Raw genomic sequence first — 15,743 nt, 5'->3', positions numbered from 1 at the left:
CGGGGCGCGGTCGACGTGGCGTCGGCCTCGCTCACTGTAGCGCGGGTCGCGGGCCCGACAGGAACTGGACTAGCGGCGGCGGGCGCCGGTGGAGAGGTCGGCGGCACGGTCGGCCACACCCTGCACACCGAGGTCGGCCAGCGCGCGGACGAACGCGGACCCGACGATGGCACCGTCCGCGTACTCGAGCACCTCGCCGACCTGCTCGGCCGTCGAGATCCCGAGGCCGACGCAGGTGCGCTCGACCCCGGCGTCGCGCAGGCGCGACACCACCGTGCGAGCGGCGACGTCGACCCCGGCCCGTGCACCGGTCACACCCATCGTCGACACCGCGTAGACGAACCCACGGCTGGCCTGGACCGCCTGGCGCATGCGCTCGTCGGACGAGGACGGTGCGGCGAGGAAGACCCGGTCAAGCCCGGTCCGCTCGGAGGCCTCGGTCCACGCGGAGGCCTCGTCGGGGATGAGGTCGGGCGTGATCAGGCCGGCGGCACCGGCGGCGACGAGGTCGTCTGCGAAACGGTCCACGCCGTAGCGCAGCACCGGGTTCCAGTAGGTCATGACGAGCACCGGCACGTCGGCCCGCTCGGTGATCTGCTGCACGGCGTCGAAGACCTGTGCGACCCGGAAGCCGTTCGCCAGGCTCTCCTCAGCCGCCCGCTGGATCACGGGGCCGTCCATCACCGGGTCGGAGTACGGCAGGCCGAACTCGATGACGTCCACGCCGTTCTCGGCGAGGGCGACGGCGGCGTCGACGCTCGTCTGCAGGTCCGGGTACCCGGCGGGCAGGTAGCCGACGACGGCTCCGGCGCGCTCGGCGTTGGCGGTGTCGATCGTCGTGGCGACGGTCCGGTTCGTGGTCACAGCTGCACCGCGTTCTCGTCGAGGATGCCGAAGTAGCGACTGGCGGACGCGACGTCCTTGTCACCCCGGCCGGACAGGTTCACGAGCACGACGCCCTCGGGGCCGAGCTCCTTGCCGAGCTTCATGGCACCGGCGAGGGCGTGCGACGACTCGATCGCCGGGATGATGCCCTCGGTCTGGCTCAGCAGACGGAACGCCTCCATCGCCTCGGTGTCGGTGATCGGCTGGTACTTCGCGCGGCCGATCGACGCCAGGTACGCGTGCTCCGGTCCGACGCTCGGGTAGTCGAGTCCGGCGGAGATGCTGTGGCTCTCGATCGTCTGGCCGTCCTCGTCCTGCATCAGGTACGACTTCGCACCCTGCAGCACGCCCTCGCGACCGAGCGTGATGCTCGCCGCGTGCCGACCGGTCTCGACGCCGTCTCCGCCGGCCTCGAAGCCGTGCAGGGCGACGGACTCGTCGTCGAGGAACGCCTCGAAGATGCCCATCGCGTTCGAACCGCCGCCGACGCAGGCCGCGACGGCGTCCGGCAGGCGCCCGACGCGGTCGAGGACCTGCTGGCGCGCTTCTTCGCCGATGACCTTGTGGAACTCGCGCACCATCTCGGGGAACGGGTGCGGACCGGCGACCGTGCCGAGCAGGTAGTGCGTCGACTCGACGTTGGCGACCCAATCGCGCAGGGCGTCGTTGATGGCGTCCTTCAGGGTGCGCGAACCGGTCTCGACGGGGATCACCTCGGCGCCCAGCAGGCGCATCCGGGCGACGTTGAGGGCCTGTCGCTCGGTGTCGACGGCGCCCATGTAGACGACGCACTCCATGCCGAACAGTGCGGCAGCGGTCGCGGTGGCGACGCCGTGCTGGCCGGCTCCGGTCTCGGCGATCAGGCGGGTCTTGCCGAGCCGACGGGCGACGAGGGCCTGGCCGAGGACGTTGTTGATCTTGTGGGACCCGGTGTGGTTCAGGTCCTCGCGCTTCAGGATGACCCGGGCACCACCGGCGTGCTTCGCGAACCGCGGCACCTCGGTGATGATCGAGGGGCGCCCGGTGTATTCGCGCTGCAGCTCGTCGAGCTCCGCACGGAACGCCGGGTCCGCCCAGGCCTGGCGGAAGGCGGCCTCGAGCTCGTCGAGCGCGAGGACGAGGGACTCGGGAACGAAGCGCCCGCCGAAGTCGCCGAAGTAGGGGCCGTGCAGGTCGCGGAGTGAGGTCACGATGTGTCTCCCGGGACGAGTCCGACGCGGCCGGTCGGCCGCGTCGGACGGGTGGAACGTGCGGCCGCGGTCGGCGGCCTCGATGCGTGTGCGGGGTCAGGCCGAGATTCGGCGGCCCCGTGGGCGGATCAGGCCGCGATTCGACGGTCTGATCGCCCGGTCAGGCCTGGTCGGCGGCGTCGACGAACGACGCCAGGGTCGCGGCGGAGTCGTCACCCGTCACGAGCGCTTCACCGACCAGCACGACGTCGGCGCCCGCTGCACGGTAGTGGGCGACGTCGGCCGGACCGGAGACCGCGGACTCGGCGACCCGCACGACCCCGGTGGGGATGCGGTCGGCGAGCGACCCGAACAGGTCGCGGTCGAGCGAGAAGTCGGTGAGGTCACGGGCGTTGACGCCGAGGATGCGGGCACCGGCGTCGAGGCCACGCGTGACCTCGTCGCCGGAGTGCGCCTCGACCAGCACGCGCATCCCGAGTTCTTCGGCCAGGGTGTGCAGTTCGACCAGGCGGGCCTGCTCGAGCGCCGCCACGATGAGCAGCACGACGTCGGCGCCGGACGCCCGGGCCTCGATCACCTGGTACGGGTCGGCGATGAAGTCCTTGCGGAGCACGGGGACCCCGACACGGGCCTTCACGGCTTCGAGGTCGGCCAGGCTGCCGAGGAACTTGCGGCCCTCGGTCAGGACGCTGATCGTCGAGGCCCCGCCACGCTCGTAGTCGGCGGCGAGGGCGGCCGGGTCGGCGATCGCGGCCATCGACCCGCGGGACGGGCTGGCGCGCTTGACCTCGGCGATGATCTTGACCCGGTCGCCCGGGCTGAGGAACTCGAGGGCGTCGAGCGGCGACGCCACCCGGTCGAGGTCGCGTTCGACGTCCGAGTACGGACGGTCGACACGACGGGCGGCGGCGTCCTCGAGCGCGCCCGCGACGAGGGTCTCGAGCACGTTCGGCATCGGGAGACCCCTACTCGCCGTGGTGCTTGGGGACGAACTTCGGACCGTCGACGCCGTAGCCGGCCTTCTTCATCACGCCACCGACGATGAGTCCGATGAGGACGACGCCAGCGGAGGCCCAGACGCCCCACGGCTGGTCGAACCAGAAGAACAGCGTGCCTGCCGCGAATCCGATCAGCATGATCACGACGGCGGTCCAGGCGGCCGGCGAGTGGCCTTCGCCGAGTTCTGCGGGCTCAGTGTTGCTCACGGTGCTCCTCGTTCTGCTCCGGCGTCGTCGGTCGAGCGACGCCCTGTCGATCCTACCGTGTCGTCAGTCGGCGCCCCCGCGCCCGCGCCGTCGGCGGTGGTCGGGTCCACGCCCGCGCTCAGGTCGTCCCAGTCGACGACCGCGTCGCGCTGGACAGGTGCTGCTGCGCGTGCCGCCGCGGCGGCTCCGGCGGTCGCGGCACCGTACTTCCGGCTCGGGCCGGGCCAGGCGCGCTGGACCACGATGACGACCACGCCGAGCAGCACGGCCAGCACGCCGCCCGCGATCCCGACGGCGGGCCACGGGCTCACGGAGACGCTCGACACGACACCGCGGACGGCGCCGAGGTCGCTGACCCCGGCGACCTCGCCGACGGCACCGCGTGCAGCGGCGATCGGGTCACCGAGTGCGGTGATCCCGCTGACGACCACGCCGAGGCCGAGCAGGATCTCGACGGCGGCGAGCACGATGCGCAACACCCGTCCGGCGATGGTCATCGCCAGGAAGAGTGCGAGGCTGGCGATCGCCAGCGCGGTGTACTGCGGCACGACCGCCGCCCCGTCGGCCGAGACAGTCGAGGTGACGGCGGCACCCGCGTGCAGGCGCACGGTGAACCAGGTCTGGGTCCAGGCGAGCATGATGACGCCGGCGACCAGGAGCCCGGCGACCACGACGATCGGACGCGAGCGCCTCACGAGCGGACCTCGCGCATCCGGTTGGCCGTGGCGACGGCACGTAGCGGCGCGGCGGCCTTGTTGACCGCCTCGACGTGCTCGGTCTCCGGGTCCGAGTCCGCCACGAGTCCGGCGCCGGCCTGCACGCGGGCGACGCCGTCCTTGATCAGGGCGGTCCGGATCGCGATCGCCAGGTCGGCGTCCCCGGCGAAGTCGAAGTACCCGACGACGCCGGCGTACGCACCGCGCTTCGCCGGCTCGAGCTCGTCGATGATCTCGAGCGCACGCGGCTTCGGCGCGCCCGAGAGCGTGCCTGCCGGGAACGTCGCCCGGAACACGTCGATCGCCGAAGCGTCGGGACGCACCCGCCCCTCGACGCTCGACACCAGGTGCATGATGTGGCTGAACCGCTCGACGGTCATGAACTCGGTGACGCTGACGGTGCCCGGCTCGCACACCTTCTGCAGGTCGTTGCGGGCGAGGTCGACGAGCATCAGGTGCTCGGCGCGCTCCTTCGGGTCGCCGAGCAGGTCCTCGCCGAGGCGGACGTCCTCTTCCGGGGTCGCACCGCGCGGGCGGGACCCGGCGATCGGGTGTGTGATCGCGCGGTCGCCCTGCACCTTGACCAGGGCCTCCGGTGAGGCGCCGACGATCCAGAACCGCTCGTCGGCGGTGTCCGCGAGGGCGAGGAAGTACATGTACGGACTCGGGTTCAGCGTCCGGAGGACCCGGTAGACGTCGAGCGGGTCGGCCGTGACCTCGTGGTCGAACCGCTGCGAGATGACGACCTGGAACACGTCGCCGTCGCGGATGAAGCCCTTCGAGCGCTCGACGGCCGCCATGTAGTCGGCCGGGCTCGTGCGGTGGGTCGGGGTCGGCTCGGCGATCTCGAACGCTTCGGCGACGGTCGCGACGCTCGGTTGCACCAGGTCGCCCTGCATGCGGTCGAGGCGCTGCTGCGCGTCCGCCCAGAGGGTGTCCGCGTCGTCGGTGCCGTCGTTCAGCACGCTCGCGACGAGCAGCACGAGACCGGTGCGGTGGTCGAGCGCGGCGAGTTCGGACACGAAGGACAGGGCCTGTCCGGGGACGTCGAAGTCGGCCGGGGGCACGTTCGGCAGGTACTCGAGCTGCCGCACGGCCTCCCACCCGATGAAGCCGACGGTGCCGCCGACGAGCGGCGGCGAGCCGGGCACCCGCGGCGTGGCCCAGCGCGCGTGCAACCGTGCGAGGACCTCGAGGGGGGCGCCCTTGAGCGACCCGACGGCGCGCTCGGCGTCGATGCCGGTGTCGATCCAGGCCGCGCGGTCGCCGTCCTGCGTCAGGACGCCGAAGCTCCGCACGCCGACGAACGACCAGCGGGACCACAGGCCGCCCTGGCCGGCGGACTCGAGCAGGAAGGACCCGGGGCGGCCGTCGGCGAGCTTGCGGTAGACGCCGACCGGCGTCTCGCTGTCGCCGTACAGCGCGCGGACGACCGGCAGGACCCGGTGGTCGCCGAGCAGGCCGTCGAACTCCGGTCGGGAGGTCGTGTGCGGGGTGTCGGAGATCGTCGCGGTGGTCATCGCGTCGGCTCCCCGGCCGTGTCCGCCGGGGCGGACGCGGTCACGGGCGCGAGCGGGTCGACGTCGAAGCACCGGTGCGCCCCGGTGTGGCACGCCGCCCCGACCTGCTGCACCGTGACGAGGAGCGTGTCGTCGTCGCAGTCCAGCGCAGCGCCCCGGACGTACTGGGCGTGTCCCGACGTGTCGCCCTTCCGCCAGTACTCGTTCCGCGACCGCGACCAGAAGGTCACACGGCCTTCGGTGAGGGTGCGGCGGAGGGCTTCCCGGTCCATGTAGCCGAGCATGAGGACGTCCTTCGACGATTCCTCCTGCACGATGGCGGGGAGCAGGCCGTCCGCACCGAAGCGTGTGCGGTCGAGGACCGCCTCGGTGTCGGTGCTGGTGCTGTCGGTCATGAGACTCCTAGCCTACGGCGGCGGATCAGCGGACGGCGTGGCCGGTCGCGCGGAGCGCGGCCTTGACGTCCCCCACGGTCATCTCGCCACGGTGGAAGACGCTGGCGGCGAGGACTGCATCCGCACCCACGTCGACGGCCGGGGCGAAGTGCTCGACCCGACCCGCGCCTCCCGAGGCGATCACCGGGACGGACGAGACCGCGCGCACCGCGGCCACGAGTTCGAGGTCGAACCCGTTCTTCGTGCCGTCGGCGTCGATGGAGTTGACCAGCAGTTCCCCCGCGCCGCGCTCGACGGCCTCGCGTGCCCACGCGATGGCGTCGAGGTCGGACTCGGTTCGCCCGCCGTGGGTGGTGACCACGAAGCCCGAGGGCATCCGGTCGGAGCGCTTGACGTCGAGCGACAGCACGACGGCCTGGGCACCGAACCGGTCGGCGATCTCGCCGATGAGCGCATGCCGAGCGATGGCGGCGCTGTTCACGCCGATCTTGTCCGCGCCGCACTGCTGCAGCCGCGAGACGTCGTCGACGCCGCGCACCCCGCCGCCGACGGTGAGCGGGATGAAGACCTGCTCAGCCGTCCGGGTCACGGTGTCGTACATCGTCGCGCGATTCTCGACCGTGGCACCGACGTCCAGGAAGGTCAGCTCGTCGGCACCCTGCTCGTAGTACCGCGCCGCCAGCTCGACCGGGTCACCGGCGTCCTGGAGGTCCAGGAAGTTGACGCCCTTGACGACGCGGCCGCCCTTGACGTCGAGGCACGGGATGACCCGCACCGACACGCCGCCGGCGGTCACAGGCGTGCGGCGTGGATCGGGCTGACGAGGATCGCCCGGGCGCCGAGGTCGTAGAGCGCGTCCATGATGAGGTTGGCGTCGTCGCGCGGGATCATCACGCGGACGGCAGCCCAGTCGCGGTCGTGCAGCGGCGACACCGTGGGCGACTCGATGCCGGAGGCCACCGCGGTCGCCTGCTCGAGCAGGGCCGTGGGGACGTCGTAGTCGAGCATCACGTAGCCACGGGCGACGAGCACGCCCTGCAGCCGCCGGCGCAGCACGTCGATGCCGGGGATGGTCTCGTCGGTGGAGACGAGCACCGCGGTCGACTCGAGGATCACCGGACCGAAGATCTCGAGCCCCGCCTGCCGGAGCGTGCTGCCGGTCGACACGACGTCGGCCACGGCGTCGGCGACCCCGAGCCGCACGGCGCTCTCGACCGCGCCGTCGAGCTTCACGAGCGTCGACGTGACCCCGTGCTCGGCGAGGAACGCTCCGACCAGGCCGGGGTAGCTCGTGGCCACGCGGACGCCGTCGAGGTCCTGCAGCGAGGCGAACCGACCGGGCGTCCCGGCGAACCGGAACGTGGAGTCGGCGAAGCCGAGCGCGTCGACCTCGTGCGCCTCGGACCCGGAGTCGAGCAGCAGGTCACGTCCGGTGATGCCTACGTCGAGCGCGCCGGACCCCACGTACGTGGCGATGTCCCGCGGGCGGAGGAAGAAGAACTCGACGCCGTTGCGCTCGTCGAGCAGGTGCAGCGCCTTCGGGTCGCGGCGGCCGGCGTACCCGGCCTCCCGCAGCATGTCGGACGCGGTCTCGGACAGTGAGCCCTTGTTGGGCACGGCGACGCGGAGCATCAGGGGTCTGCTTTCTGGTGGATGGGTCTCGGCGGCTGATCAGCGGATCAGAGATGTCGCCAGACGTCCGCCGGGGTGAGCCCCTTGGCGACCATGAGGACCTGGAGGTGGTAGATCAGCTGCGAGATCTCCTCCGAGGTGCGCTCGTCGCCCTCGTACTCGGCCGCCATCCAGACCTCGGCGGCTTCTTCCACGATCTTCTTGCCGATCTGGTGCACGCCGGCGTCCAGTTCGGCGACGGTGCCGGAGCCCTCGGGGCGCGTACGCGCCTTCTCGGTGAGCTCCTGGAACAGGTCGTCGAACGTCTTCACGGGGTCCAGGCTACCGGTCTCCGCTGACGCTGCCGACGCACCGTCCGGACGGGAGGCAGTGGTCGCCTCGGTGACGCCGGTGCGCTCCGGCGCTCCCCCGGTCACGAGCGCGCCCGAGCGGCGGCCTCGCGCAGGTCCGCGATGCGCGCGGCGGGTTCGCCGCCGTACACCGCGGAGCCCGCCACCAGGGTGTCGGCACCGCTCCGGACGGCCTCGGGCACGGTGTCGACCGCGATCCCGCCGTCCACCTCGAGCCAGACGTCGAGCCCGGACGCGTCGACGGCGGCCCGGGCGTCGGCGAGCTTCGGCATCACGGACGGCATGAAGGACTGGCCGCCGAACCCGGGCTCGACCGTCATCAGCAGGATCATGTCGTAGGCGTCGAGGTGGTGCAGCACCTGCGTGATCGGGGTGCCGGGCTTCACGGCGATCGCCGCGCGGGCACCGTTCGACCGGATCGCCGCGGCGGTCGCCACCGGGTCGTCGGCTGCCTCGAAGTGGAACGTGACGCTCGACGCGCCCGTCTCCGCGTACTTCGGCGCGTTGCAGTCGGCGTCGGTGACCATCAGGTGGACGTCGAGCGGCACCGGCGACACCTGCTGCAGGCGCTGCACGATCGGCAGCCCGAGCGTCAGGTTCGGGACGAAGTGGTTGTCCATCACGTCGACGTGCACCAGGTCGGCGGTCTCGATGCGCTGGAGTTCGCGCTCGAGGTTCGCGAAGTCGGCGGACAGGATGCTCGGCGAGATGCGGATCGTCACCGGGCAAGCCTACCGGCGTGCCGTGGGCCGGGGCCTCAGTCGACGCGACGGAACAGCGCGATGAACATCGCGTCCGTCCCGATGCGGTGCGGCCACAGCTGCACCGTGGCACCGTCCGCGATCTCGGGGTCGCGTGCGGCGACTCCCCGGACGATCGTGGCGGTGTCGAGTTGCTCGAGCCGGTCACCGTGCCGCCCCATCAGGGCGTCGACCTGCCCGAGGGTCTCGGCCAGGTGCGGCGAGCACGTCACGTACGCCAGGGTCCCGCCCGGTGCGAGCACCCGGACGGCGGCGTCGAGCAGTTCGGTCTGCAGGGCAGCGAGTTCCTCGACGTCCTCGGGGAGCTTCCGCCAGCGTGCCTCCGGCCGGCGACGCAGCGCGCCGAGCCCGGTGCACGGGGCGTCGAGCAGGATGCGGTCGAAGGTCATCCCGGTGCCGTCCCGGCCGTACCGACGGGCGTCGCCCTCGACGACCCGCACGTGGTCCCCGAACACGCCGAGGGCGTTCCGCACGAGTCCGGCCCGGGCGGGCACGAGTTCGTTGGCGACCAGGGTCGCCCCGCCCTGCTGCGCCTCGGCGGCGAGGAGCGCGGCCTTGCCGCCGGGTCCGGCGCACATGTCGAGCCACCGCTCCCCCGAACGCACGGCCGACGAGCGGCTCAGCGACAGCGCGGCGAGCTGCGACCCCTCGTCCTGCACGCGCAGGCGTCCGGCGGCGACGCCGGGCACGCGCGCGGGGTCGCCGCTGATGCCGCGGATGCCGACGGGCGACACCGGCGCGGCATCCGCCTGCAGGACGGGCTCGCCGGACCGGACGGGAGGCACGGTGCCGGTCGCGCCGTCGGCCTCCGGTTCGTCGTCGGCCGGCACCAGGGCAGCGGGCACGTCGTCCGCACCGGTCGCGTCGGCGAATGCGGCGTCGGTGTCGTCGTCCGGCGCGGTGCGGGCGGTCGCGGTGGCGATGTCCTCGTCGGTGGCGAGTCCGGGCAGGGCCGCGAGCTGCACCCGGGGCGCAGCGTTGTCGGCGGCGAGCAGGGCAGCGAGCTCGTCGCGCGAGCGTTCGGCGGCCAGGGCGTCGCGGAGCGCCGAGACGACCCAGACCGGGTGCGACCACCGTGTGGCGAGCAGGGCGTCTCCGGCGCGGCCCTCGGTGATCAGGGCGTCCCATTCCGCATCGGTGCGGGCGGCGATCTTGCGCATCACCGCGTTCACGAACCCGGTGGCGCGGCGGGCACCGACCTCACGGGCGAGCTCGACCGTGGCGTCGACGGCGGCGTGCGTCGGCGTACGCATGGCGAGCAGCTGGTGCGCGCCCAGGCGCATCACGTCGAGGACGTCCGCCTCGATGTTCTCAGCCCGGCGACCGGACGCGAGCGCGATGATCACGTCGTACCGGCCCAGCATCCGGATCGACCCGTAGGTGAGCTCGGTCGCGAACCCGGCGTCGCGGGCGGTGAGACCGGCGCGGCGGATGCGCGTCGGCAGCAGCAGGTTCGCGTAGGCGTCGTCGACCTGCACGGCGCGGAGCACGTCGAACGCCACGCGGCGGGCACTGGCCGGACGCGGGCCGCGGCGGGCACCCTGGGGCTTCGTCTGGGGGCTCATGCGAGGACCTTCCCGTCCAGTTCGCCGAGGCCGCGGGCCCAGGCGGCGGCGTCCATCGCCTTCTTGCCCGCCGGCTGCACCTCGAGCAGCACGAGCGGGGTGTCGGCGGTCCCGACCAGCAGCCGACCGCCGTGGAGTGCGAGCGCACCGGGCGCGAGCGACGGGGCGGGGCCCTGCGTGCCTCCTGGCTGGAGCGTGCTGCGGAGCAGCTTCACGCGGGTCTCGCCCAGGTGCGCGTAGGCGCCGGGCTCGGGCGTGACCCCGCGCAGCCGCGCGTGCACGGAGACGGCGGGCGCGGCGAAGTCGGTGCGGCCGTCGTCGATCGTGAGCTTCGGGGCGAGGGTGGGCTCGCCCGACTGCTCGGTCGCGACGGCGGTGCCGGTGGCGATGCCGTCCACGACGTCCACCACCGCGTCGGCGCCGACCTCGGCCATCGCGGCGAGGACCTCGCCCGAGGTCGCCTCGGGGTCGATCTCGAAGGGCCGCGCGGCGTAGACCGGGCCGGCGTCGAGCGCCTCGACCAGCTGGAAGACCGTCGCGGCGGTCCGGGTGTCGCCGGCCATCACCGCACGCTGCACGGGAGCCGCGCCGCGGTACGCCGGCAGGTCGGAGAAGTGCAGGTTGATCCACCCGTGCCGCGGGGCGTCGAGGGCCGGGCGGCGGAGCAGTGCGCCGTAGGCGACGATCACGCCGAGGTCGACGTCGAGGTCGGCGATCTGCGCCGTGACGGCGTCGTCGACGCGCGAGGCCTCGATGACCGGCAGTCCGAGCTCCGCGGCGACGACGGCCACCGGGGTCGGGGTGAGGACACGCTTGCGGCCCTGCGGGGTGGCCGGCCGCGTGAGCACCGCGACGATCTCGTGGTCGGACGCCGCCAGAGCGCGGAGGGTGGGGACGGCCGCAGCGGGGCTGCCGGCGACGACGAGACGCATGGGTTCGATCCTCCCACGCCGACGGCCCACTCGACCCCGACCGCCTGTCCGGAGCACGCGGTGCTCAGCACTGCCTGTGCGCCAGCAGAGCGTGGGCTGCGTACGTTCTTGCTGCATCGACGGAAGGAGCACCATGACCGACCGAGACCTGCCCATCCCGGACTTCGACCACGTCCCGCTCGGCAACCTTGCGGAGCACCTGACGGCCCTCGACCGCGAGCAGCTCCAGGTGCTGCTCGACCACGAGGACGCCCACGGCGCACGCTTGCCGGTGCTGGAACGGATCCGCCACCGGATCGAGGCCCTGGACGGCGGTGCAGAGCCGACCGGTTCCGTGCCGGAACACCTCCCCGAGACGTCTGCGGGGGCCTCCGCGCCCGCGGACGTCACGCCGGCGACCGCCGGTCCGACGATCAACCCGCCCTCCCACGGCGTGCCCACCAACCCCGCGCAACCGCGCTGAGTGCAACGGCGTGCCCACCAACCCGGCGCAACCGCGCTGAGATCAGGAGACACCATGAGCGACGTCACCACCGCCACCAACCGCTACGCCGGTTCGTCCGTCCAGAAGGCCGCCCTCGTTGTCGGCATCGTGTTCCTGCTCGTCGGGATCGCCGGGTTCATCCCCGGCATCACGACCGGTGACCTGGCCGGGGCCGGACACGAGTCGATGGGCATGCTGCTCGGCATCTTCCAGGTGTCGGTGCTGCACAACATCGTGCACCTGCTGTTCGGCGTCGTCGGCCTGCTCGCCGCCAACCGCGCCTCCGGCTCGCGGATGTACCTGGTGATCGGCGGGATCGTCTACTTCGTGCTGTGGATCTACGGCCTGTTCACCGCCGGCCACAGTTCGGGTGCGAACTTCGTCCCGCTGAACAACGCGGACAACTGGCTGCACCTCGTGCTCGCCATCGGCATGGTCGCCCTCGGCGTCGTGCTGCCGCGCGAGCGTCGCCGGCCCGCCAACGCCTGACCGAACCGCACCAGCCTGTCGCCAACGGCGGCAGACGGCGAACGACACCGCCGACGTCCGACGACGTCGACGGTGTCGTTCTGCGTCGGGCCCACACGGTCGGGCCCACGCACCCCGGCCGGGTCAGACCTCGGAGAACGGTTCGGCGTCGTCCAACCGCACCCGCAGCGTCGGGGCGGCCCGTCGGCGGTTGCCGCCCTTGAGCACCCGCCGGGTCGACGAACGCCGGATGACCTCGGCCTTGAGCGTCGCCGCGACCTCGGCCCCGTGCGCGTACGGGAACCGCACGATCGCCCGGACCGTGCCGGGCAGGGCGTCGTCCTCGACGGGAACCGGGCCGAGCACCGGACCGACGACCGCGTCGCCGAGGGCCTCGACCGCCGCGGTGACGGCCTCGTCGGTGCCGGTCATCGTCGCCACCCGCACCGCCGGCGGGAAGTGCAGTTCGCGGCGGTCGGTGAGCTCGTCGTGCGCGGGGCCGTCGAGTCGCCAGAGGGCCATCGCCGAGGCCAGCCGCCCGCCGATCCCGACCAGGTACACCTCGGCGCCGGGGGCCGACTTCGCCGCCGCGTTCGTCCAGAAGCGCAGGACGTCCTCCTGCACGCGGAGCCCCTCGCGGGCGAGCATCTTCTCGCCGTCGAGCAGCAACACGCAGGCGTAGCCCCCGGCCACCGACGGCTCGGCCCCACGGGTGGCGACGACGACCGACGGCTTGGCGGGGACCTCGTCGAGCGGGCGGGACCCGTCGGCGACGACGATCCGGGTGCCGGGGAACGCCCGCCCGAGCTCGTCTGCGGTGCGCTGTGCCCCCTGACCGACCGGCTTGACGGTGCCGTTGCCGCACGTCGGGCAGCGGAACCCCACGGCCAGCGCGCCGCAGAACCGGCACTGGGGCGTGGCGCCACGGTGGGGGCTGCCGAGCGGCCCGCCGCAGACCCGGCAGTGCGCCCGCTCGCCGCACTCGGCACAGACCAGGCCGGTGCCGAAGCCAGGGCTGGCGACCTGCACCAGGACGGCGCCGTGCTGACTGGCCTCGCGCGCTGCACGCCAGGCGGAACTCGGGATGCGCGCCTGTGCGGCGAACCCCTCGGCCCCGGTCTGCTGCACGGTGGGGATGACCTTCGGGGTCTTCACGCGGTGGGGCACGACGTCCTGCAGCCAGTGCAGCTCGACCAGGCGCTGCACGTCGGTGCTGCGCGCGTGCGACACGAACAGCAGCGCGGCGCCGGACTGCGCGGCCCGCACCAGGGCGACGTCGCGGGTGTGCACGTAGGGCGCCCGCTGCTCGATGAACGAGGCGTCGCCGTCGTCCCACATCGCGATCAGCCCGAGCTCCGTCGCCGGTGCGTACATCGCCGTGCGGTTGCCGATCGCCACCACCGCGTGCGTGCGCGCCTGCAGCAGGGCCTTCGCACGCTGCCCGTTCGTCTGCTTGGCGTCGAACCGCACCACCCGTTCCGGCGGCAGCACGGCGAGCAGGGCACGCTCGAGGTCGACGACGTCGCGGAAGTCCGGCACGGCGATCACCGCGGACCGCTCGGCCGCCAGCGTGTGCGCGGCGGCCTGGGCGAGCGTGGCGGCCCACCCGGGGACCCAGACCGGCTCGTCCGCGTCACCCACCACCACGGGCTGGGGCACGGCGGCGACCGCGGCGCGACCGTGCTCCGTCACCACGGCCTCCAGGGCGCCCTCGGCGTAGCCGGTGACGGGCGGGGCGCTCACCGGCGGGGGCGACCAGGTGGTGTCGCGGACGAGCCAGGCCTTCTCGGCCCGCACCTGCCGCGGTGGCACGGCGAGGCGCAGGACGTCGGAGGCGACGCCCGCCGCCCGGTCGGCGACGGCGCGCGCGAGGGTCCAGATCTCCGGGGCCAGCACGGGCACCGGGGACAGGACCGCCTCGATCTGACTGAGCTCACCGGGGTACTCCCCCTCGGTGACGATCTCGACCACGTACCCGTCGGACATCCGGGCACCGGTGCGCAGCGGCACCTTGACGCGCACCCCCGCGACGCAGTCGTCCTCGAGCTCGGGCGGCACCCGGTAGTCGAACAGACGGTCCAACTGCGGGAGCGGCGAGTCGAGGACGACGCGCGCGACGGTGGTCACGCGGTGCTTCAGACGGTCGCGGCGACGAGTCCTGCGGCGGCGCGGAGTTCCTCGACACGGTCGAGCTGCTCCCACGTGAACCCGGGGAGCTCGCGGCCGAAGTGGCCGTAGGTCGCGGTCTGCGCGTAGATCGGTCGGAGCAGGTCGAGGTCGCGGATGATCGCAGCCGGACGCAGGTCGAACACCTGGCGGATGGCCGCCTCGATCGTGGCGTCGTCGACGTGGCCGGTGCCGAAGGTCTCGACGTACAGCCCGACGGGCTTCGCACGGCCGATGGCGTACGCGACCTGCACCTCGAGCCGGTCGGCCAGCCCCGCGGCGACCGCGTTCTTGGCGACCCAGCGCAGCGCGTACGCCGCCGAGCGGTCGACCTTCGACGGGTCCTTGCCGCTGAACGCGCCACCACCGTGACGGGAGGCCCCGCCGTACGTGTCGACGATCACCTTGCGGCCGGTGAGTCCGGCGTCGCCCTGGGGACCACCGATCTCGAAGCGACCGGTCGGGTTCACGATGACGTCGACGTGCGACGAGTCGAGGTCCACCAGGTCGAGGACCGGACGGATCACGTGCTCGGTGATCGCGGCGGTGAGCTCGTCGAGCGTGACGCTCGGCGAGTGCTGCGTGGAGAGCACGACGGTCTCGACGGTCTTCGGCACGACGCCGTCGTACCCGATGGTGACCTGGGTCTTGCCGTCCGGGCGCAGGAACGACAGCTCGCCCGACTTCCGGACCGCGGCCAGGCGCTCGGCCAGGCGGTGCGCCAGCCAGATCGCCACCGGCATGTACTCGGGGGTCTCATTCGTGGCGAAGCCGAACATGATGCCCTGGTCGCCGGCACCCTGACGGTCGAGCGGGTCGACCGCACCGGTGCGGGAGTCGAGCGACTCGTCCACACCCTGCGCGATGTCCGGCGACTGTGCACCGATCGAGACCTCGACACCGCACGTGGCGCCGTCGAACGAGACGTCCGACGAGTTGTAGCCGATGCCGGTGATGACGTCACGGACGAGCTTCGGGATCTCGACGTAGCCGGAGGTCGTGACCTCGCCTGCGACGTGCACGAGCCCGGTGGTGACCATGGTCTCGACGGCGACGCGCGCGTTCGGGTCGACCGTCAGCAGTGCGTCGAGGATGCTGTCCGAGATCTGGTCGCAGATCTTGTCGGGGTGCCCCTCGGTCACCGACTCGGACGTGAAGAGGCGGAGAGCAGCTGCAGTCACCGGGATCAGTCGGTGGGCTGCTGCTGCTTGGTGACGGTGAGCTTGTCCTCGTTGATCTCGTGGAGCGCGACGGACAGCGGCTTGTCGTCGATCGTCGAGTCGACGAGCGGCCCGACGTTGTCGAAGAGCGAGCCCTCGTGCAGGTCGGCGTAGTAGTCGTTGATCTGGCGGGCGCGCTTGGACGCGAAGATGACGAGCGCGTACTTCGACTCGACCTTGCTGAGCAGGTCGTCGATGGGCGGGTCGATGATGCCCTGGGGGTTGGCCATGGTGTCTCCTCGAAGTCAGTGCAC

At 72.6% G+C, this 15,743-nt stretch carries 18 protein-coding genes; 2 read left to right on the top strand and 16 right to left on the bottom strand.

Annotated features, from left to right (window positions below; translation table 11 throughout):
• Positions 1–69 precede the first annotated feature (69 nt).
• The 13 genes from trpA to fmt all read right to left on the bottom strand — a co-directional run bounded on the left by trpA (position 70) and on the right by fmt (position 11,151).
• Positions 70–864 (bottom strand): tryptophan synthase subunit alpha, encoded by a 795-nt coding sequence (gene trpA / locus DEJ17_RS00470; protein ID WP_110891585.1) that lies wholly within the window; start codon positions 862–864, stop codon positions 70–72.
• Complete coding sequence (gene trpB, locus DEJ17_RS00465; protein ID WP_110891584.1) at positions 861–2,075, bottom strand: tryptophan synthase subunit beta; 1,215 nt, start codon at positions 2,073–2,075, stop codon at positions 861–863. The genes trpA and trpB overlap by 4 nt, the downstream gene beginning before the upstream one ends.
• Before the next feature lie 160 nt (positions 2,076–2,235).
• Positions 2,236–3,021, bottom strand: a complete 786-nt coding sequence (gene trpC / locus DEJ17_RS00460) for an indole-3-glycerol phosphate synthase TrpC (protein ID WP_110891730.1) — start codon at positions 3,019–3,021, stop codon at positions 2,236–2,238.
• A gap of 19 nt (positions 3,022–3,040) precedes the next feature.
• Positions 3,041–3,280, bottom strand: coding sequence for an HGxxPAAW family protein (locus tag DEJ17_RS00455; RefSeq protein ID WP_017887200.1), 240 nt, complete (start codon positions 3,278–3,280; stop codon positions 3,041–3,043).
• Positions 3,277–3,975: a Trp biosynthesis-associated membrane protein gene (locus DEJ17_RS00450; protein ID WP_110891583.1), complete on the bottom strand. Its 699-nt coding sequence runs from the start codon at positions 3,973–3,975 to the stop codon at positions 3,277–3,279. The genes DEJ17_RS00455 and DEJ17_RS00450 overlap by 4 nt, the downstream gene beginning before the upstream one ends.
• Positions 3,972–5,516, bottom strand: coding sequence for an anthranilate synthase component I (locus DEJ17_RS00445; protein ID WP_110891582.1), 1,545 nt, complete (start codon positions 5,514–5,516; stop codon positions 3,972–3,974). Before DEJ17_RS00445 ends, DEJ17_RS00450 begins: the two co-directional genes overlap by 4 nt.
• Positions 5,513–5,911 (bottom strand): phosphoribosyl-AMP cyclohydrolase, encoded by a 399-nt coding sequence (hisI, locus tag DEJ17_RS00440; RefSeq protein ID WP_110891581.1) that lies wholly within the window; start codon positions 5,909–5,911, stop codon positions 5,513–5,515. Before hisI ends, DEJ17_RS00445 begins: the two co-directional genes overlap by 4 nt.
• 25 nt (positions 5,912–5,936) lie before the next feature.
• Complete coding sequence (hisF, locus tag DEJ17_RS00435; RefSeq protein ID WP_110891580.1) at positions 5,937–6,707, bottom strand: imidazole glycerol phosphate synthase subunit HisF; 771 nt, start codon at positions 6,705–6,707, stop codon at positions 5,937–5,939.
• Positions 6,704–7,543 carry an ATP phosphoribosyltransferase gene (gene hisG, locus DEJ17_RS00430; RefSeq protein WP_110891579.1) on the bottom strand — a complete coding sequence of 280 codons (840 nt, stop codon included), beginning with the start codon at positions 7,541–7,543 and terminating at the stop codon, positions 6,704–6,706. The genes hisF and hisG overlap by 4 nt, the downstream gene beginning before the upstream one ends.
• Positions 7,544–7,590: 47 nt before the next feature.
• Complete coding sequence (locus DEJ17_RS00425; RefSeq protein ID WP_027465728.1) at positions 7,591–7,854, bottom strand: phosphoribosyl-ATP diphosphatase; 264 nt, start codon at positions 7,852–7,854, stop codon at positions 7,591–7,593.
• Between the two features lie 101 nt (positions 7,855–7,955).
• Positions 7,956–8,615: a ribulose-phosphate 3-epimerase gene (rpe, locus tag DEJ17_RS00420; protein WP_110891578.1), complete on the bottom strand. Its 660-nt coding sequence runs from the start codon at positions 8,613–8,615 to the stop codon at positions 7,956–7,958.
• A gap of 35 nt (positions 8,616–8,650) precedes the next feature.
• Positions 8,651–10,219 (bottom strand): RsmB/NOP family class I SAM-dependent RNA methyltransferase, encoded by a 1,569-nt coding sequence (locus DEJ17_RS00415; protein ID WP_258366575.1) that lies wholly within the window; start codon positions 10,217–10,219, stop codon positions 8,651–8,653.
• On the bottom strand, positions 10,216–11,151 hold the full coding sequence (gene fmt, locus DEJ17_RS00410) for a methionyl-tRNA formyltransferase (protein ID WP_110891577.1): 936 nt from the start codon (positions 11,149–11,151) through the stop codon (positions 10,216–10,218). Before fmt ends, DEJ17_RS00415 begins: the two co-directional genes overlap by 4 nt.
• A 133-nt stretch (positions 11,152–11,284) precedes the next feature.
• Between fmt and DEJ17_RS00405 the strand changes: the two genes are divergently transcribed.
• Together DEJ17_RS00405 and DEJ17_RS00400 are read left to right on the top strand one after the other, a co-directional pair.
• A complete protein-coding gene (locus DEJ17_RS00405) occupies positions 11,285–11,614 on the top strand; it encodes a hypothetical protein (protein WP_110891576.1) in 330 nt (109 codons plus the stop codon).
• A gap of 54 nt (positions 11,615–11,668) precedes the next feature.
• Positions 11,669–12,124: a DUF4383 domain-containing protein gene (locus tag DEJ17_RS00400; protein WP_027465734.1), complete on the top strand. Its 456-nt coding sequence runs from the start codon at positions 11,669–11,671 to the stop codon at positions 12,122–12,124.
• Between the two features lie 123 nt (positions 12,125–12,247).
• Here DEJ17_RS00400 and DEJ17_RS00395 read toward each other — a convergent pair whose 3' ends face one another.
• Genes DEJ17_RS00395 through rpoZ form a run of 3 tightly spaced genes read right to left on the bottom strand, consistent with a single transcriptional unit; the run spans position 12,248 to position 15,719 of the window.
• Positions 12,248–14,230, bottom strand: a complete 1,983-nt coding sequence (locus DEJ17_RS00395) for a primosomal protein N' (RefSeq protein ID WP_110891575.1) — start codon at positions 14,228–14,230, stop codon at positions 12,248–12,250.
• Between the two features lie 8 nt (positions 14,231–14,238).
• Complete coding sequence (gene metK, locus DEJ17_RS00390; protein WP_110858970.1) at positions 14,239–15,450, bottom strand: methionine adenosyltransferase; 1,212 nt, start codon at positions 15,448–15,450, stop codon at positions 14,239–14,241.
• Between the two features lie 5 nt (positions 15,451–15,455).
• Positions 15,456–15,719: a DNA-directed RNA polymerase subunit omega gene (gene rpoZ / locus DEJ17_RS00385; RefSeq protein WP_017887186.1), complete on the bottom strand. Its 264-nt coding sequence runs from the start codon at positions 15,717–15,719 to the stop codon at positions 15,456–15,458.
• Between the last annotated feature and the right edge of the window lie 24 nt (positions 15,720–15,743).

It is taken from the genome of Curtobacterium sp. MCSS17_011 (genome assembly GCF_003224275.1).
In the GTDB taxonomy this organism is placed as follows: Bacteria; Actinomycetota; Actinomycetes; order Actinomycetales; family Microbacteriaceae; genus Curtobacterium.
The sequence above is the reverse complement of the archived record's forward strand: the minus strand, read 5'-3'. Positions and strand labels throughout refer to the sequence as shown.

Coding starts and splice junctions, on each gene's coding strand:
- DEJ17_RS00445 (WP_110891582.1), bottom strand. CDS start 5,516: ATGACCACCGCGACGATCTCCGACACCCCGCACACGACCTCCCGACCG.
- hisI (WP_110891581.1), bottom strand. CDS start 5,911: ATGACCGACAGCACCAGCACCGACACCGAGGCGGTCCTCGACCGCACA.
- hisG (WP_110891579.1), bottom strand. CDS start 7,543: ATGCTCCGCGTCGCCGTGCCCAACAAGGGCTCACTGTCCGAGACCGCG.
- DEJ17_RS00415 (WP_258366575.1), bottom strand. CDS start 10,219: ATGAGCCCCCAGACGAAGCCCCAGGGTGCCCGCCGCGGCCCGCGTCCG.
- fmt (WP_110891577.1), bottom strand. CDS start 11,151: ATGCGTCTCGTCGTCGCCGGCAGCCCCGCTGCGGCCGTCCCCACCCTC.
- DEJ17_RS00405 (WP_110891576.1), top strand. CDS start 11,285: ATGACCGACCGAGACCTGCCCATCCCGGACTTCGACCACGTCCCGCTC.
- DEJ17_RS00400 (WP_027465734.1), top strand. CDS start 11,669: ATGAGCGACGTCACCACCGCCACCAACCGCTACGCCGGTTCGTCCGTC.
- rpoZ (WP_017887186.1), bottom strand. CDS start 15,719: ATGGCCAACCCCCAGGGCATCATCGACCCGCCCATCGACGACCTGCTC.